This window comes from Lysinibacillus sp. C5.1 (assembly GCF_016350185.1).
GTDB lineage: Bacteria > Bacillota > Bacilli > Bacillales_A > Planococcaceae > Lysinibacillus > Lysinibacillus sphaericus.
Map to the genome: position 1 here is coordinate 3,452,020 of NZ_CP066226.1, position 17,779 is coordinate 3,469,798.

The window sequence follows — 17,779 nt, forward strand, 5'->3', positions numbered from 1 at the left end:
TCAGCTACCACTCCTATTTACACTGTTCACACACATTTTTAAAGATAATTACAAAAAAATGTTAGATGACTGTAATCATCTAACATTTTTACATATCAAAAATTTACATCTCTTTGTCAAGTCACTCAAAGTGATGTTTTGCCTGCTGATTATTCCTCAGGCTTCTCCTCCAACTTTTCAGGCTCTTTAGCAGTTTCCTGAATAGTTGCTGGCGTTTGTACTGTTGCTTGCACAGTTTCTTTTACTATATACACTTTTTCATGAACAACCGTAGTCTCCGCAAAATAATCATGTATACCTTGATTGTCAGGTAAAATCGCAACTAAAATATACAGCGGCGTAAAGATATTACTGATTAAACGACCAATCCATTCTCTGAACAGCACATCTGACCATTGGAGTTTATCATGTTTCAGCGATACTACACGTAACCCCAATGCCATTTTCCCTAAAGTTTGCCCGAAAAATTTCGTCATCAAAACAAAGTAACAATAATAAAGAACAGCTGAAATAATTGAAATAGGTGCATACCACACTGATTCTGATAATGACCAGTCCATTAAGTAAAATATTGGATTAACAGCAATTCCTATTATTGCAGAAATAATTAATCCATCCAGGACAAATGCCCAAAAACGTACCCAAAATCCTGCGGTCTTCAATTCATAGTTTGTCATCACTGTAGGCGTCACTGTTTTATCTAGCAATTCTTGGCTTATCGAGGGTGTCCCTTGCAAAACGAAATCATTGTTTGTCATGGTATGCCCTCCTTAGTATTCACCATATAAATACATCATTTTTGGTGCCTTGTATTCCGTCATAATTTTCATCAACATTTTTTCTTCAGCCGAAGGACCAAATAGTGAACCTACTTTCATGCCAATTAATGACGGTAAGCCTCCTTGATTATACGAGTATTCGAAAAGAACTGCATCCTCTAATCCAAAATCTTGTCGTAAAGCTGCAATTGCCGCTTGCTCATCGCCAATTTCGTCAATTAAGCCTGCTTCAAGTGCCTTTGTACCGCCAAGAATTCGACCATCAGCTACCTTTTTTACATCCGCTTCAGACATATTTCGTCCTTTTTCAACAATATCAACGAACTCTTCATAAGATTCATTAATCATATCTTGCATCATAGCACGTTCTTCTGCAGTAATTTCACGCGTAGGGCTTAGCATATCTTTATGTTGCCCTGATTTAAACGTTTCAAATTTCACGCCAACTTTTTCGGCTAATTCTTGATAATTAATAGATTGCATAATGACACCAATAGAACCTGTTATTGTATCACGATGTGCATATATTTTATCTGCTGGTGCTGAAATGTAGTAACCACCCGACGCTGCCATAGAATCCATCGACACGTAGATAGGAATTTGACGCTCTTCTTTAATTTCTAACAATTTCTTATAAATTTCTGCCGATTCCTTTACTCCACCACCTGGAGTATTCACACTTAGTACAATCCCCTGTACTGTATCATCAGCTAAAATATTATCCAATTGATTTAAGAAAAACTGGTGATCGTAAGCAATGGATTGCCATAATGTATTCGATCCAACATCTTGAATCGTCCCATCCACTTTCAAATATGCGATACGTTTAGTATGATCTTCACCTTCAATAATCGTTTCGTATACATCTAAATTTTTGCCAGCCATCACGCTATCAAAATTACTAAAGAAATCTGATTTAAAAATCGCCATAATTGTGTTAAGTCCTAATGAAAACACTAATAATACAGCTGCAACTGCTAAGGCTATCCACCTTTTTGTATTCATCTAATCGCCTCCTCTTCACGTTATACGTCTAAATGTCGAAAACGTTTCACTTTTAAGTGATTTTTATGTAAAAGTTTTTCCCACATTTATTATTTTGCCATAAACGAAATAGGGATGTACAAAAAAAATCAAAAGTTCATCATAAAGCATGAACTTTGATTTTTCGACATTATTTCCTAGGAAATAATTATTGGTGTGTGTAATGGGCTTTTTCTTGTTGTCGTAATTCGACACGACGGATTTTTCCAGATGCAGTCTTTGGTAATGCTTCAACAAATTCAATTGCCCGTGGATATTTATAAGGTGCTGTCATCAGCTTCACATGGTTTTGTAGCTTTTGAATAAGCGTATCATCACCTGTCACTCCTTCACGCAAGACGATAAAGGCTTTCACAATATTTCCTCTTACTTCATCAGGGCTTGCCACAACAGCAGCTTCTTTAACAGTAGGATGCTTCATTAAGGCATCTTCCACTTCAAATGGCCCAATTGTATAGCCTGACGAAATAATGACATCATCACCACGTCCCTCAAACCAAAAATAGCCATCTGCATCTTTATATGCTCGGTCACCGGTAATATACCAATCTCCACGGAATTGCATGCTAGTGCGTTCTGGGTCCTTGAAATACTTTTTAAACAGTGCTGGGGTTTGACGATGAACGGCAATATCTCCAACCACGCCATCAGCAACAGGATTTCCAAAATCATCAATAATTTCGACTGTATTGCCTGGTGTCGGTTTACCCATAGAGCCGACGCGAGCATCCATGCCAACCAGTGTCCCAACAAGCAATGTATTTTCTGTTTGGCCATAGCCATCACGCACTTGAATATGAAACGTTTTTGAAAACACTTTAACGACTTCACTATTTAACGGCTCCCCCGCTGATACAGCTTGACGGATGGCACTTAAATTATAGTCCTGTAGATTGTTAAGTGCGGCCATAAAGCGATATTCTGTTGGGGTACAACATAACACATTTACTTTAAATTTTTCTAGCAATGACAAGTAAGTCGAAGCATCAAATTTTCCTTTATAGACAAATGCCGTTGCTCCACTACCTAACGTTGCTAAAAACGGACTCCAAATCCATTTTTGCCAACCGGGTGCGGCAGTAGCCCAAACTATATCATTTTCTTGGACACCTAACCAATTCGGTGCTGTCGTACGTAAATGCGCATAACCCCAGCTATGTGTATGAACAGCTGCCTTAGGATTCCCTGTTGTCCCACTTGTATAAGCTAAAAAGGCATGATCTGTACTTTTTGTCGGTGTAGGGTTTGTATAATTTGTAGGATGTTCCTTCATTTTTTCAAGCAATGGTTGCCATGGTGCATGCGCGTGACCAATAACGAATTGCATAATTCCTTTTAAATTTGTTACGTCGTCAAATTGCTCAATATATGGCTCATAGGCGATAATACCTTTGGCATTGGCATGTGTAATACGATATTCAATATCCTTTGTACGTAACATTTCAGAGCTAGGGATGATAGTTAAACCCGCTTTCAGTGCCGCTATGTAAACAATATAAGCTTCGACAGATCTTGGAACCATCACTAATAGCACATCGCCCTTCGTTAAACCCTGCGAAGTAAATACATGGGCAGCCTGATTCGCCTTTTCCAGTAAATTTGCGTATGTAATATATTGAATTTCTTCGTTGTCATTATAAACTATTAATGCATTTTTAGATGGATCTTGAGCATACTTTTCAATTTCCTCCACAATGTTATACCATTCTGGTGCAATTAAATCCTGTCTTTTCATCATAACTTCCTCCTTAATACTAGGTTCATTATAAAACTCATTTTTTACGATTTTCAATGGAAGGACCCTATTTTAAAAAAGTCATGACAATTATCATGGTCTAGTATATGGCATCAGTCACTGCTTTCCAAATAATGATAAAATGCTATTGAATACTATGAAAAGGTATGTTACATTTTGGTCAACTAAAATTTTCATGATTGCAGGGGGACTCTTGTGAGTTGAGAAGGTAAAACCTGACCCTTTGAACCTGTTAGTTAATACTGACGTAGGGAGCAATACACATCTTATTATTGATGAAAAGCTCTTTTTACGTGTGCCTTGTGCCCGAATAAAAAAGAGCTTTTTTTGCATGCTTACGTCCACCAAAAGAGGAGGACTACAATGGTTTTTCAAACGATTCGTAAAAAACAACCGTTGATTCACTGCATAACCAATTATGTAGTGGCAAATTTTCAAGCAAATGGCTTACTAGCAATTGGTGCATCACCGGTAATGGCGGATGATCCGCAGGAAGTCGAAGAAATGGTATCCATCGCATCAGCGTTATTAGTCAATATCGGAACGCTTACTACACGAACAAAAGAGTCGATGTTACTTGCAGGAAAAAAAGCAAATGCCCTTGGTATACCAGTAATTTTGGACCCAGTAGCTGCTGGCGCTACAGCATACCGCAAACAAACGGTACTACAGTTATTAGATTCGATTCATTTTGCTGTTATCCGCTGTAATGTTGGCGAACTTGCCGCGATTGCTAATGTACAATGGCAACAAAAAGGTGTTGATAGTGGTACTGGTTCCATATCTGTTGAGGATAAAGCAAAAGAAATAGCAAAAAAATTTAATTGCATCGTGATTGTAACTGGTGAAAAAGATTTTATAACCGATGGGAACCTTGCGCAATGGATTGCTGGTGGTCATACTCGAATGACAGAAGTGACAGGTACTGGCTGTTTATTAAGCGCAATTTGTTGTGCTGCATATATGGCGGGCAATGAGCCTTTTTCTCAATTATGCGAAACATTAACGAGCTATAAAAAAATTGCTGAACATGCTCATTCGGCTGCTCAATATAATGGTGATTTTGCTGTAGCAGTCTTAAACGAATTGCATCGTTTATCGAAGGACGGTGATATTTGATGCACATTGTTACAACAATAGCGGGCTCTGATAGCGGTGGCGGTGCAGGTATCCAAGCAGATTTAAAAACATTTCAAGAATTAGATGTATTCGGAACGTCCGTAATTACAGCTTTAACTGCCCAAAACACACAAGGTGTCATGGATGTGCTACCCATTGAACAAGCCTTTATAAATAAACAATTTCATGCTCTCTTAGAGGATTTTCCAATTAGCGCCATTAAGACTGGCATGCTTTTTTCCTCTGATATTATTCGTACAATTGCGCTAGCTATGACGAATTTAACCATCCCTCTTATTGTTGATCCTGTCATGATTGCAAAGGGCGGTGAAACTTTATTACAACAAGAAGCTGTGGAGGCATTAAGAAACAATTTATTACCACTTGCCACGATTGTAACGCCAAATATTCCAGAAGCTGAAATATTAGCTGCAAGAAAAATCGAAACCGTGTCTGACATTCGACTTGCGGCGCATTCGTTACTACAGCTAGGTGTTCAATGCGTGATTATCAAAGGTGGCCATCTAGCGAACAAAGATTTTGCTGTAGATTATGTATTTTTTAAAAATGGCAAATCATTCTCAATGCAATCTAATCGAATTGCGACCAAAAATACACACGGTACAGGGTGTACATTTTCTGCCGCATTAACAGCTTTTATTGGCCGTCAAATGCCGATAGAGCAAGCCATTATTGAGGCTAAGAAATTCATTCAACTAGCAATTACTCATAACTTATCGATTGGTCATGGTAATGGACCAACAAATCATTTTGCTTACCAAAAATTTAAAGAAAGTTGCGAGGTGACCATAGGTGAAACGCAGTGATTTGCAGCTCTATTTTATAATGGGTACAGCGAATGCAAAAATCAAACAACCATTAGCAATACTAGAAGAAGCATTGCAAGCTGGTATTACGATGTTCCAATTTCGAGAAAAAGGAACAGATGCACTAACTGATGAACATTATGAACATTTTGCCCGTCAATGCCAAAAACGATGTCATCACTACAATGTTCCATTTATCGTAAATGATGATATTGAGCTTGCCTTAAAGCTCAAGGCAGACGGTATTCATATTGGACAAGATGATTGTCCCATCTCGCTAGTAAGAGAAAAAATTGGTGAGGAAATAATACTTGGTGTTTCGGTTCATACAGCGGATGAATTACAGATCGCTATAGAAAATGGTGCAGATTATGTAGGGATTGGTCCCATTTTTGCCACCACTTCTAAAAACGATGCCAAAGCGCCAAGTGGTACTGAATTTTTACAACAAGCACGCCGTCATTATCCCGAGTTGCCGATTGTAGCAATTGGTGGCATTAACTGTCAGAATGCAGAAACTGTATTAAAAGCTGGTGCAGACGGTGTAGCAGTTATTTCCGCAATTTGTGAAAGTCATAATATTCACCAAACCGTTGAGACCTTTAAATCGTATTGATTGAATAATTCGAGTTACGCTAGTCATAAAAAAAGTAAAAATAAACAAACTAAAACCAGTGCCTTTTACGGTCACTGGTTTTAAGTTCAATAAATGCTTTTTTGCAATTATTGTTTTGGCATACCTTTTAATTGAGATTCTGCCATTTGTACAAGACGTTTAGTGATTTCACCACCAACGGAACCGTTAGCACGAGCTGATGCGTCAGCTCCTAATTGAACACCAAATTCTTGTGCAATTTCGTATTTCATTTGATCAAGCGCTTGTTGTACACCAGGTACTGCAAGCTTGTTTGAACTGTTGTTGTTTGTCATGTCTCTCACCTCCTTGTGAATATAGAATGTGCGATATTCGATTTTTAATACGAAATTTTTAAAGGTAAAATGTAACTCTAAAGGAAAAAGACTAGAAAATATAAAAAAACCGTCCCAAATTACAAATTTGAGACGGTTTCCTTCTTATTATAATGTCGTTATTGGTCTTTATAAGAAAAGAACATTCTTTTTAGTTTAAATCCGTAAATTTTTTATAAAAGATCTGCAAATTTATCTTTAGGCTGTTCTTTTTTCGGGAAAATGTACACTTCACGGTTTATCACAGCACGTTCGATTAGTTCATCAAAATCAGAAAAGCTTTCATAATGCTCTACTTTTTCAAGCTTTGGCTTTGTTTTCGGACTAGCTGGGGTGAAAATTGTACAGCAATCCTCAAATGGCTGAATTGACGTTTCATATGTGCCGATTTTTTCTGCAATATCAATAATTTCTAATTTATCATTTGAAATAAGCGGACGTAAAATTGGTGTATTCGTTACAGCATTAATCGCCGTTAAACTTTCTAGCGTCTGACTTGCTACTTGTCCAAGACTTTCACCTGTTACAATGGCCAGTGCATTAATTTCCTCACGTACTTTATCTGCCACCTTTAACATCATGCGACGTGTTGTTGTCATTGACACATTGGACGGCACTTTGTCTTTAATAAGTACTTGGATTTCTGTAAATGGAATAACATGCAGGCGAATACTCGCACCAAATTTTGTTAGTTCATTTGCAAGTACTTTTACTTTTTCCAATGAATTTTGACTTGTATACGGTGGGCTAAAGAAATGAATTGCTTCTAAACGTACACCGCGTTTCATCATTAAATACCCAGCAACAGGACTATCAATACCGCCTGACAGCATTAATAGTGATTTGCCGTTAGAGCCAACTGGCATACCACCTGCGCCTGGAATCACTTGCGCCATCATATATGTTGAATCGTGGCGTACTTCCACTCGTAATTCTACATCTGGATGTTTCACTTTTACTGATAAGTTTTGATATTGTGGTAAAACATGCCCACCAATTTCGCGTTGAATGCTGTGAGAATCTAATGGGAATGTTTTATCTGTACGTTTCACTTCAACTTTAAATGTTAGCTGTTGATCTTTAAATGTGTCCATGATTGTAAGCGCAAGTCGCTTCATAGCATCCATATCTTTTTCACATGCAGCAACTGGGCTAAATGATTGAATTCCAAAAATTTTCGGTAAGCCTGCTAATAAAACATCCATCTGTGCTTCATCTTGAATGGCAATAAACATTCGGTCGCGTTCTGTGCGGATGTGTAAATGGCCTAAATCTGCAAATGCATAGCGAATATTTTCACGTAAACGGCGGATAAAGTCCATTTTATTACGTCCTTTTGTCGATAGTTCGCCATATCGAATTAAAATTTCTTTCCAAATCATAATAATAGTTCTCCTTTAAGTTCCTTCAATACTGTATTAATAACTTGTATTAATTGGGTTATATCGTCCGATGTTACATGTGCACCAAAACTAACACGAACAACACCTTTTTTAAAATGTTCATCAATATTTAAGGCTTCGACAACATGGCTTGTCTTTGTTTGTCTAGAAGAACAAGCACTCGAAGTCGATACAATCACGCCATGTTTTTGCAAAGCATTGATCAGTACCTCGCCTTTTATATCACGTACACTAAACGATAAAATATGAGCTGCACACTCTGGAGTAGATATTATATGCACAATATCACCAAAATGCGCTAGTGCTGCACGTAATTGCTGTTGCCAATTACGGTAGTTTTCAGAACGTTCTTCCATTGTTTCGACTGCCATACGAGCCGCTTTTGCCAATGCTACTGCTTGAGGTACAGCCACTGTGCCACTACGTAAGCCGAATTCCTGTCCACCACCAAAAGCATAAGGTTGCCATTGCATTGGCTTACGAAAAGCTAAGACACCAGAACCTTTAAAGCCATGGATTTTATGTCCAGAAATCGTAATACAATCTGGCCCATCTTCACCTTTAAACGTTAATGGAAGTTTTCCAAAGCTTTGGACTGCATCCACATGAAATGCCGCTCTACTTTCTGCATGAACGATAGTAGCCGCTTCAAAAATAGGTTGAATTGCTCCCATTTCATTATTGACATGCATTATGCTAACCAATATCGTATCTTTCCGTATTTTGGCTCTTAGCTCATCCAATGAAATAACACCTTGTTTATTGACACGTAAATATTCTATTTCAAAGCCTTCCTTTTCAAGCTGCTTGACTGGCTCTAACACAGAAAGATGCTCAATTTCCGTTGTTATAACATGTTTTCCTTTATGCGTATTACCGCGTGCGAAACCTAAAATGGCTGTATTATTCGATTCGGTTCCACCTGAAGTAAATAGCACATTTTTTGCTTCAGTCTTCAAAATATCTGCTACTTGCTCCCGTGCACGCATTAATAATGCATTTGATTCTACACCCATGGCATGGATTGATGCAGGATTTGCATAATATTGCTCATTTACTGCCATAAATGTTTGCATCACTTCTTGATAAGGCTTTGTAGTAGCACTATTATCAAGATAAATTGTATTAGCTTTCATTATTTTTCACACACTTTCAAAACGTTGATTTAACGGTATTTATCATAACGCAATCTGTCGCAATTGACTACTAAATATTCTAATTTCGTCATTTTAGGTCCGCTTAGCATCGCTTATTTATTGCGAATATGCTGTGAATTTCAGCTGATTTCACACTATAGAAAAATATTTTGGAAAACATTTATTTAGGATAAAATACCCAAAACAACCAGTAAAATGTTCAAGTAAAAGAGTACGGTCGTAAAAAAAGCTACCTAAAAAGGTCACTTCACTTTTTAGGCAGCTAATTCATTTGTTATTGTCTATTTGTTATTGTCATAAAGCATTTATGACTTTGTGAACGCTTCTTCGGCAACAATGGCCTCAATGCGTTTCAAAGCACCTGGCTCCATTTCCTCCACTGCAGTCCCTGCTTCTTCTAAAGCCTTTGCATACCGGAATTGATGAAATGCCTCTTCTGCTTCTTTTAAACGAGCATTTAACTTTGGATTTGTTGCACGGTGGCGATTGCCATATTGAATAATACGTTCGATAAGCATGACGTTTTCAATCAATTCATGTGCTTTCGCGTGAACATCCTCAACACAAAGTGTCGCTGCATTTAAGTTATTATGGACAGTTCCCATATTGAGCGGTACCTCTTGTAGACTTTGCATCACAACGTAAATATGCTCCGCTGCCTCATCTAATCGCGCATCCATCTCTTCAGGAATACCTGGAATATTCGCCTTATTTAACAGACGATCTGTTTCTTGTAACGTTTTTTTCAAGTTGTCCACTTGTGTCCGAGCCTTATTTTCATCAATGCGAAGTTTTTTCATTGTATTCGATAAATGCCCTTGCTCTTCGTGTATGCGCTCCAGTTCTTCACTAATTTCAATTAATTCCTCTTGTAAGCTTGAATAGGCCGATTTTTCCTCTGACACACGCATCGCCAATAAATCATAGCGACGTTGTAATGCTTCTAATTGTTTTAGCGCCGCTTTTGGAATTTCTGCATCTTTTTCATTCAAGTGGTAGCTTTGTTGGACAAATGTTGCTTCATCACTTACTAATCGAGTGGAGTTAATAACATTCGTAATCGATCCTAATAAGCGCTCACAATTTTGGTCGACATAGTTTTTAGCAATCACTTCTTTTTCAAGCAAGTCATAAAAACGGTCTATTTCTTCATTTATTTCAGCAACACGAGGTTTCACAGATGTTAATTTCAGCTCTGCTAGTTCTTCTTTTAACGAAGCAAACTCTTCTTCCAGTTTGTCCAAAGCCTCTGTAAGTTCTAAATGATGCAAGTAGTAAGATTGTTCTTCCATTTCACGCTGACCATTGCGTAATTCTTGAATTGCACCAGGTAATTTTACTTGTAGTTCGGTTAAAATAGTTGGCACATCATTAATATATTCAAACGTTTGCTGAGATTCATTATTTAAGCTAATTACTATTTCACGCGCTTGTAAATAATTGCCCTCGCTTGTGAGTACATCAAATTCTTCAAATTTTTGTACAAACACTTCTAGTTTTTGTTCAAGTGCTGGTAGGGCTACGCCAAATGAGTGCTGATGTGCAAGCAATGTTTTACGTGCTGATCGATAATATTCTTTTAACTGTTCAATTTCAATACGGTTTTTTTCTTCGCTGCCAATTAATTCATTAAGTTCTTCTAAGATTTTATCTTTATCTTTTTCACACTTACGAATATAATCTTCTATTTCACGCTCAATCAACGTTGCTTTTTTAAAACGAAGGCGATTGATTTGGTCTTCAGCATCGAATAAAAGCGAATCAATTTTTGTCATATGTACGTCGATGACTTCATCCCAACTATTACGCCACCGTTCAAACATTTCCTCTGTTTCGCCATTCATGTTTAAAGATTTAACTTTAGAAATTTCTTCATTTATGGGATTGTTTTGTATTTGTAATTTTTCATTTTCAAGTTGTGCAATAATTGTTGTATGTTTTCTTCGCATCATTAATCCTACTATGGCTAAAATTAATAGTAGGATAATCGGAATGATGATATACTCCATCGTAAGCCTCCTATTCTACAATAAACGAATTGGCTAGTTGTATTTATTATATACTATGTTTTCGCCTTTTGTACTAAAATTTAAGTGATTTTCAGAAAAGTGTATTCACGACCTACATATTGACAGCTTCCCCTATGTCATTGAACATAGAGCGTAAATATGTATTTATCATTTTAATAGTTAAAGGAGTGTAAAATGTATGAAAAGAGACGGGCACATCCATAGCCCCTATTGCCCACATGGGTCATCTGATTCATTTACACAATATATTGAAAAAGCAATTGTTGAAAACTTTACCGATATTACATTTACAGAACATGCACCATTACCCTCTAATTTCCAAGATCCTACACCTGAACAGGATAGTGGTATGCGCCCAGATTTTTTAATGCCTTATTTGGAAGACTTACAACGACTTCAAAAACAATATGCACAGGATATTCGCATTCGCATCGGTTTAGAGATCGACTATATTGTCGGCTTCGAGCAAGAAACACGTCATTTTCTTGATACATATGGACATTTTTTAGACGATGCCATTTTATCTGTTCATTTTTTACAATGGCAGAATACGTATGAATGCATTGATTTTTCTGCTGAAAGTTTTATAAATTTTGCCCAAAAAGTAGGTTCTGTTGAACGTCTCTATCATTTATATTATGATACTGTCCTACAATCTATTGAAGCTGACTTAGGACAATACAAACCTAAGCGCATCGGGCATCCAACACTTATTCATAAATTTCAGCTAGCGCATCTTCAGCCAGTTGATGACACAGACCGCATCCAAGAAGTATTAACTACTATGCAGCAAAAAGGATATGAGTTAGATTTAAATAGTGCTGGCTTAAGTAAAACATATTGTCAGGAACCCTATCCACCATTTGCCTTTATCGATTATAGTAAAACGATTGGTTTACCTATCGTTTTCGGTTCAGATGCTCATGCTGCTGTCGATTTACATCAGCATTATAAAACTCTATTTCCAGACAAATAACGTTTAAACGAGGTGCTCATATGTTTACACAAATTAATTACGAAGGATCTATTGCGGATCAATACAAGACATTAGCAAAACAGTTAGATGCATTACTCACTGGCGAAACCGATCGCATTGCAAATTTAGGCAACGCATCTGCCTTGCTTAATCAATTTCTTACTGACATTAACTGGGTTGGCTTTTACCTTTTACAAGAGGATGAACTAGTTTTAGGACCATTCCAAGGCTTACCAGCTTGTGTGAGAATTCCAATTGGACGCGGTGTGTGTGGAACAGCTGTAACAAAAAAAGAGACACTTGTCGTAAAAGATGTTCATGCATTTCCAGGGCATATTGCATGCGATGCTGCCTCTCAATCAGAAATTGTCATTCCGCTTATTCAACAAGAGAAGGTGATTGGCGTTCTTGATATTGATAGCCCTATTAAAAATCGCTTTTCACAAGAAGATCAAACCGGCTTAGAACATTTTGCAGAAACACTACTTCTTCATATTTAATATTTCGCAATATTATCTTATAGCCACTAAAAAATGCCCTGAAATGGATTATAAATATATCATTTCGGGGCATTTTATAGTAAACCATCTATTATGCATTTGTTTGTAACGTCCGATCATGGATACAAAATCTATTTTTCCCATTGTTTTTCGCTTCATATAAAGCTGTATCGGCGTGTAGAAAAACCGATTGAAAAGCTGGTCGATAGTATTGATCCCATGTTATAAGACCTGCTGAAATCGTTACTTTAGGGTCAGTAGCATTCGGAATGACTTCAACTATTGTTGAAGCTAACTCAATGGCCTCTTGCTCACCAACATTTGGTACATACACCGACATTTCTTCTCCACCCCAGCGAGCACAAATACCGCTAGCACCTATTGTTTCTTCTAATTTCACGGCAATTTGCACAAGAATTTTATCGCCTGTTTGATGGCCGTAAGTGTCATTGATGCGTTTAAAATTGTCAATATCAATAAGCAAGAACATACCTGATTGATCTTTTTTCAGGGATTTTTCTACATATTGATCTAAATAACTGCGTGCATATAATTTTGTTAAATGATCGCGGTCAACCATTTCTTGTAGCTGATTGCGTAAAATAGAGTTGGCAATCGCTAACGAAGAATGATGGATTAAAGATTGCATTAACTTAAAGCTATCAAATGAAAAGAAATAGGGCTCTTTGTGCAGTACGATACTAAAGCCATTTATTTTTTCCTCCATTAAGATAGGAATCGCCATAATTGAACGATATTCTATTTGATTTGGGGTTAATCGGCTAAAATCTGCTATAAAGAGTGGATCATTTGTATGCTCAAAATGTTGTTCAACATGTCTAATATAAGTATTACCTTCTTCTGATTTAAATAACGATGTGCTAGCATCTGTCACTTCATAGGTAGCATGATCTTTAAAAGCGAAACAAACTTCCATTGGTTGGAAAGACTTCATTAATTGTTTTTGTAGGAAAAGTAACATTTCATTAATATCAATGCGCATATTTAATCGATGCGAAGTTTCATTGATGAGTTGTAAGTCACTTACGAGGCGATGCGATTGATGATATAATTTTGCATTTTCTAGCGCATTTCCAGATGCTTGTGCTAACATGCGCACAAAGTCTTTTTCCGTTGCTGAAAAAAGATATGTGGTTGGTGCACTCACTTGCAAAATGCCATAAATAGCTTGTCTCCCTTTTATAGGGGCATTTAATAAACGACAATTCAAGTCTCCAGCTAGTTCAGTAGTCAACTCTCCTGATACAAAAGCTTCGATAGTAGCCGGTCTTTCAGACAGATAATCAAAAAGTTTTATATGGATAGTCGTATGGCGATCTTGATCGTTAGATAATATAAGTTCCACATTGAATTCTGGAAAATTATCGCGAATATTTTTTAAAACGTTTTCTAAAATCAAATCAATATCCATTGTTGAGTGAAATAAATCGGTCATGTTATAAAGTTTTCTATATTGGTCTTCATTTAACTTTACTTCGAGATTTTCAATCAGCATTTGTAAAACTTTTGTAAGCGTTTCTACACACTCTTCACCGTAATCCGAAGTCATAAAGTCCGTCCAAGTATCGGTGGCTTCAACAAGTAACACACCCATAGGCTCTTTGCCCTCCGTCTGGAAAAGCACCATATCTGTCATCATATTATAGGCTGTTTTTTCTTTTAATATATAGGGAAGCTTTACTACTTTCTGTTGGTAAAAGCTAGCTTCTATCATTAGCCATGACACAGCATTTAGTTTTGTTTCAATTGTCAAAGAGGCCAATTCTTCTACAGGTATTAAACTATTCCCTTCAAAACTAAGAAAGGCCGCATTTTCAATTTTCAAGTGCTTCTTTAGACACTGTTTAAATGAATAAAAATACTCATTAAAACTGACTAGTCCTCCATTCGAACTCACCCAAATGCTCAAAACATCAGATTTTATATATTTCAGCGTTTGTAAATGGTCTGTCATGAAATCACCTTTTCTATATAACGTACAAATCAATTACTATTAACTTATAATGTATTATACATAATTTGTGTCATTTTGACTATGTAATTCTACCTTACTTTTACATTTTACATTTACTACCGCATCAATAACCATTTCGTATTAGTGTTAAATTCCTCTCAAGGAAATTCCTACTATAGTTCTTTTTAAAAATAGCCATACTAATAATTGACGTCTACGCTCTAAGCAGTTACAATGAAGTTTGTGTAAAATAAACGCAGCAGTGGTATAAGCTTATTACTGTATTTTATTCCTCAATTTTACTGAGTATTACTACACAAAAACTCTCAGTGGCAAAATAGATGGTGTATTGTGTAACCTAATGGCTGCATAGGCGAAAATACATGAAAATAAAATGCGTATAAGAATGGGTACTACTGGTTTTTGTTTTACAACAAAAAAAACCAAATTTAAAGGAGGAGACAACAATATGTCTCGTTATACAGGTCCATCTTGGAAACTATCTCGTCGTCTTGGTATCTCACTAAGCGGTACTGGTAAAGAAATCGAAAAACGCCCTTACGCACCAGGTCAACACGGCCCGAACCAACGTAAAAAATTATCAGAATACGGTTTACAACTACAAGAAAAACAAAAACTTCGTCATATGTATGGTATGACTGAACGTCAATTCCGTACTCTATTCGACCGCGCTGGTAAAATGAAAGGTGTTCACGGTGAAAACTTCATGATCCTTCTTGAAACTCGCCTTGACAACTTAGTTTACCGTTTAGGTTTAGCTCGCACTCGTCGTGGAGCTCGTCAATTAGTAAACCACGGTCATATCTTAGTAGACGGCAAACGCGTTGATATCCCATCATTCAGCGTTAAACCAGGTCAAACGATTTCTCTTCGTGAAAAATCTCAAAACCTTGCTGTAGTTACAGAAGCGATCGAAGTAAACAACTTCGTACCTGACTACTTAACTTTTGATGCAGATAAAAAAGAAGGTACATTCACTCGCCTTCCAGAACGTTCTGAACTATCTGCAGAAATCAACGAAGCATTCATCGTAGAGTTCTACTCTCGTTAATTTTTTAACGTTAGATTACTTACGGTTCTTAAACCTCGTAACCTTGTTTATACAAGCGTTTACGAGGTTTTTGCATATAATTAGTTAATCGGAAATTCACGTTTTTATTCGGATGATTTTGGGAGCACCTGGGGGAGCGTTTCCACCTTAATAAAATATTATGTTATAATTGTTCATTAGAAACAAATTAGAGTAGATGTACTCAAATTTATGTCATGTTTTAAGTTGCCGCTTAAAGCATGATTTTTTTATTTTTGATTAATTATTTATTATCCTTATTTTAGCAATTTAAAAAATACCAGGGTCACAAATTTTTGTGGTTACCTGGTATTTTTACAATTTATAATGTCCGTTTCACAACTGAAATGAGTAATCCTAAAGCTTCACCATCAGTCATTGAACCAACTCGATCACTATGGTCGACCTTCAAGATTCCTTTTTGATAAGTCACTTTTAATAACCCTCTCAAATCCTCTTTAGCTGTTGATGTTAATGAATTAGTCATCTGTGTTTCCTCCCTCTTACGCTCTGTTTTTGGTTGTGTAGTTAGTTTCAATGTTTTCCCTAAATGCTTAGCAAGTTCAGTAGCTATGGCATAACAAATTTTCCCAAAGTCTCGTCGATAAACAACTGCATCTACTACACTATTCACAAAACAAACCTCTATTAAAATTGCTGGCTCGTATGTGCTTGCTAATACACCTAAATCCTTACGTTGTTTAGCACCTCTATTTGGTAGCTCTCCGCCAGTTGCATCAGAAATAGCTTTTGAAATACGTGCTGCTAAAGCTTGCTGGTCATAGTACAAGACTTCTGTGCCGATAGCTTTGGAACTGTCACCACCAGAATTCAAATGGATAGAGACAATTAAACTGTCACGATCCTTGTTATGTTGATTAACAAGATAGTTAATGTTTTGACGTTGGTTAGTTGAGGTATTGTCCTCATAATAAGTACATGGCACATTTGATGCTTTCAGAATCCCGAATACTCTTTTAGCTATCTTTCGTGCCTCGATAACTTCATTTAGGATACCGACAGCACCACTGCCAGGATTAATCCAATGTCCTGGGTGAATTTCAATTTCTTTTATGCTCATTTCACTTTTTCCTCCTTAGTATTAAATATGTCTAATGCCTTTTTAACTGGTGCAGGCATGTCTATACCCAGCTTTGCAGAATTCTCCCCCAAGCTAACTAATTCATTGAAAATGAACATTAATACCACCGCATCAGGAATAATCTGCCCAATTGAAAAGCCTTGGTCTAACAGCACTAGATAAATTAAATTCGCTACGACAATCCAAACCCACATCATGCCTTTTTTGATAATGCCTTGATAACCTCTTTTGCTATTAATCGCTCCCCAGTTAGCAGCCATGCCTGTGAAAAAGTCAATTGCATTTAAAATAAGTAGTACTGTCATTAATAACTCCCATCCACCAACAAGCCATGAGACAGCACCACCTACTGTAGTAACTAAATATTTAGAGATTTGCTCCATTAATACACCGTCCTTTGCCCTTTTTTATAAATAAACAAGCGCTTGATTAAAGTGAAGTGAAAGACACCAAAATAAAATTTAATCCAAATGGTACTTTTACAATAAAACATAATGATAAAAAAAGAACAGCAACCCGATGGTTGCTGCCTTAATTTTTAGCGTTCTACAATAAATGCAGATGTACGGTTGACGTAAGAACTTCCCTTAAAGTAATAAACAGTACGTATTCGATATGAACCTGCTTTTCGCCCTGTAAGTGACCAATTGAAGCATGAAGAATATGAAAAATATCCCGTATGATGATCAACATTTGTCCAAGATGAACCATCCCAATACTGTAAATAGGCAGTGTATTCCAGTCTTGTTCCTTGTGCCGTACCGTCTTTGTATCCGTGACAGAATTCAATATACGTTGACCAACTAACGTATTTATCTACGTCCGTAGAACCATTGATGATAGCGAGAAAGTTCTTCTCCTGTTCTACTTTGTCAAAATATGAAGCCATTCATAAAACCCCCTAGTTTTTTAATGTTAACGGCTTAGTTACCGTCATTATTACTTGTGAAAAAAAATTGCTTTATTGTGACATTGACCATAAAAAAATAAGACACCGAAGTTGGGTAGTGAAACGTGAACAACTTAAAACATAGTGATAAAAAAGAACAGCA

Annotated in this window: 17 protein-coding genes and 1 riboswitch; of the genes, 6 read left to right on the forward strand and 11 right to left on the reverse strand. The window is 36.8% G+C overall.

All coding sequences use genetic code 11. The annotated features are described in order from the left end of the window. Positions 1-149: 149 nt before the first annotated feature. The 3 genes from I5435_RS16875 to mbcS all read right to left on the reverse strand — a co-directional run bounded on the left by I5435_RS16875 (position 150) and on the right by mbcS (position 3,558). Positions 150-758, reverse strand: coding sequence for an RDD family protein (locus tag I5435_RS16875; protein ID WP_337982642.1), 609 nt, complete (start codon positions 756-758; stop codon positions 150-152). A gap of 12 nt (positions 759-770) precedes the next feature. Beyond that, positions 771-1,784: a signal peptide peptidase SppA gene (sppA, locus tag I5435_RS16880; protein WP_024363787.1), complete on the reverse strand. Its 1,014-nt coding sequence runs from the start codon at positions 1,782-1,784 to the stop codon at positions 771-773. 187 nt (positions 1,785-1,971) lie between these two features. After that, complete coding sequence (mbcS, locus tag I5435_RS16885) at positions 1,972-3,558, reverse strand: acyl-CoA synthetase MbcS (protein ID WP_258841900.1); 1,587 nt, start codon at positions 3,556-3,558, stop codon at positions 1,972-1,974. Between the two features lie 194 nt (positions 3,559-3,752). Then, positions 3,753-3,850, forward strand: a riboswitch (TPP riboswitch). A gap of 92 nt (positions 3,851-3,942) precedes the next feature. Between mbcS and thiM the strand changes: the two genes are divergently transcribed. The 3 genes from thiM to thiE are packed head-to-tail and all read left to right on the forward strand — an operon-like array spanning position 3,943 to position 6,141. Continuing rightward, entirely contained in the window at positions 3,943-4,698 is a 756-nt protein-coding gene (gene thiM / locus I5435_RS16890; RefSeq protein ID WP_258841872.1) for a hydroxyethylthiazole kinase, read from the forward strand. Continuing rightward, positions 4,698-5,525, forward strand: coding sequence for a bifunctional hydroxymethylpyrimidine kinase/phosphomethylpyrimidine kinase (thiD, locus tag I5435_RS16895; protein ID WP_337983877.1), 828 nt, complete (start codon positions 4,698-4,700; stop codon positions 5,523-5,525). The genes thiM and thiD overlap by 1 nt, the downstream gene beginning before the upstream one ends. Then, entirely contained in the window at positions 5,512-6,141 is a 630-nt protein-coding gene (gene thiE, locus I5435_RS16900) for a thiamine phosphate synthase (protein ID WP_255702584.1), read from the forward strand. The genes thiD and thiE overlap by 14 nt, the downstream gene beginning before the upstream one ends. Positions 6,142-6,248: 107 nt before the next feature. Here thiE and I5435_RS16905 read toward each other — a convergent pair whose 3' ends face one another. The 4 genes from I5435_RS16905 to ezrA all read right to left on the reverse strand — a co-directional run bounded on the left by I5435_RS16905 (position 6,249) and on the right by ezrA (position 11,063). After that, complete coding sequence (locus I5435_RS16905) at positions 6,249-6,455, reverse strand: alpha/beta-type small acid-soluble spore protein (RefSeq protein ID WP_024363781.1); 207 nt, start codon at positions 6,453-6,455, stop codon at positions 6,249-6,251. Between the two features lie 212 nt (positions 6,456-6,667). Next, positions 6,668-7,876: a tRNA uracil 4-sulfurtransferase ThiI gene (gene thiI / locus I5435_RS16910; protein ID WP_337982643.1), complete on the reverse strand. Its 1,209-nt coding sequence runs from the start codon at positions 7,874-7,876 to the stop codon at positions 6,668-6,670. Continuing rightward, positions 7,873-9,033, reverse strand: coding sequence for a cysteine desulfurase family protein (locus I5435_RS16915; RefSeq protein ID WP_337982644.1), 1,161 nt, complete (start codon positions 9,031-9,033; stop codon positions 7,873-7,875). The genes thiI and I5435_RS16915 overlap by 4 nt, the downstream gene beginning before the upstream one ends. Before the next feature lie 326 nt (positions 9,034-9,359). Continuing rightward, the gene (gene ezrA, locus I5435_RS16920; RefSeq protein WP_024363778.1) at positions 9,360-11,063 is read right to left on the reverse strand and encodes a septation ring formation regulator EzrA; all 1,704 of its coding nucleotides are present in this window, start codon (positions 11,061-11,063) and stop codon (positions 9,360-9,362) included. 199 nt (positions 11,064-11,262) lie between these two features. Here ezrA and hisJ point away from each other — a divergent pair, with 199 nt between their 5' ends. Both hisJ and I5435_RS16930 read left to right on the forward strand, forming a co-directional pair. Beyond that, on the forward strand, positions 11,263-12,060 hold the full coding sequence (hisJ, locus tag I5435_RS16925; protein WP_337982645.1) for a histidinol-phosphatase HisJ: 798 nt from the start codon (positions 11,263-11,265) through the stop codon (positions 12,058-12,060). A 20-nt stretch (positions 12,061-12,080) separates the two neighbouring features. After that, positions 12,081-12,560, forward strand: a complete 480-nt coding sequence (locus tag I5435_RS16930) for a GAF domain-containing protein (protein ID WP_337982646.1) — start codon at positions 12,081-12,083, stop codon at positions 12,558-12,560. 91 nt (positions 12,561-12,651) lie between these two features. On the opposite strand, the gene I5435_RS16935 is transcribed toward I5435_RS16930, so the two are convergent. Further along, entirely contained in the window at positions 12,652-14,535 is a 1,884-nt protein-coding gene (locus I5435_RS16935; protein WP_337982647.1) for a sensor domain-containing diguanylate cyclase, read from the reverse strand. A gap of 469 nt (positions 14,536-15,004) precedes the next feature. On the opposite strand from I5435_RS16935, the gene rpsD reads away from it, so the two are divergent. Next, positions 15,005-15,607: a 30S ribosomal protein S4 gene (rpsD, locus tag I5435_RS16940; protein ID WP_337982648.1), complete on the forward strand. Its 603-nt coding sequence runs from the start codon at positions 15,005-15,007 to the stop codon at positions 15,605-15,607. A 340-nt stretch (positions 15,608-15,947) separates the two neighbouring features. Here the strand turns inward: rpsD and I5435_RS16945 are convergent, their stop codons facing one another. From I5435_RS16945 to I5435_RS16955, 3 genes are all read right to left on the reverse strand, one after another. Continuing rightward, a complete protein-coding gene (locus I5435_RS16945) occupies positions 15,948-16,706 on the reverse strand; it encodes an N-acetylmuramoyl-L-alanine amidase (RefSeq protein WP_337982649.1) in 759 nt (252 codons plus the stop codon). Continuing rightward, entirely contained in the window at positions 16,703-17,110 is a 408-nt protein-coding gene (locus I5435_RS16950) for a phage holin family protein (RefSeq protein ID WP_108029965.1), read from the reverse strand. Before I5435_RS16950 ends, I5435_RS16945 begins: the two co-directional genes overlap by 4 nt. Positions 17,111-17,265: 155 nt before the next feature. Then, positions 17,266-17,616: a hypothetical protein gene (locus I5435_RS16955; protein ID WP_108029966.1), complete on the reverse strand. Its 351-nt coding sequence runs from the start codon at positions 17,614-17,616 to the stop codon at positions 17,266-17,268. Positions 17,617-17,779: the final 163 nt, after the last annotated feature.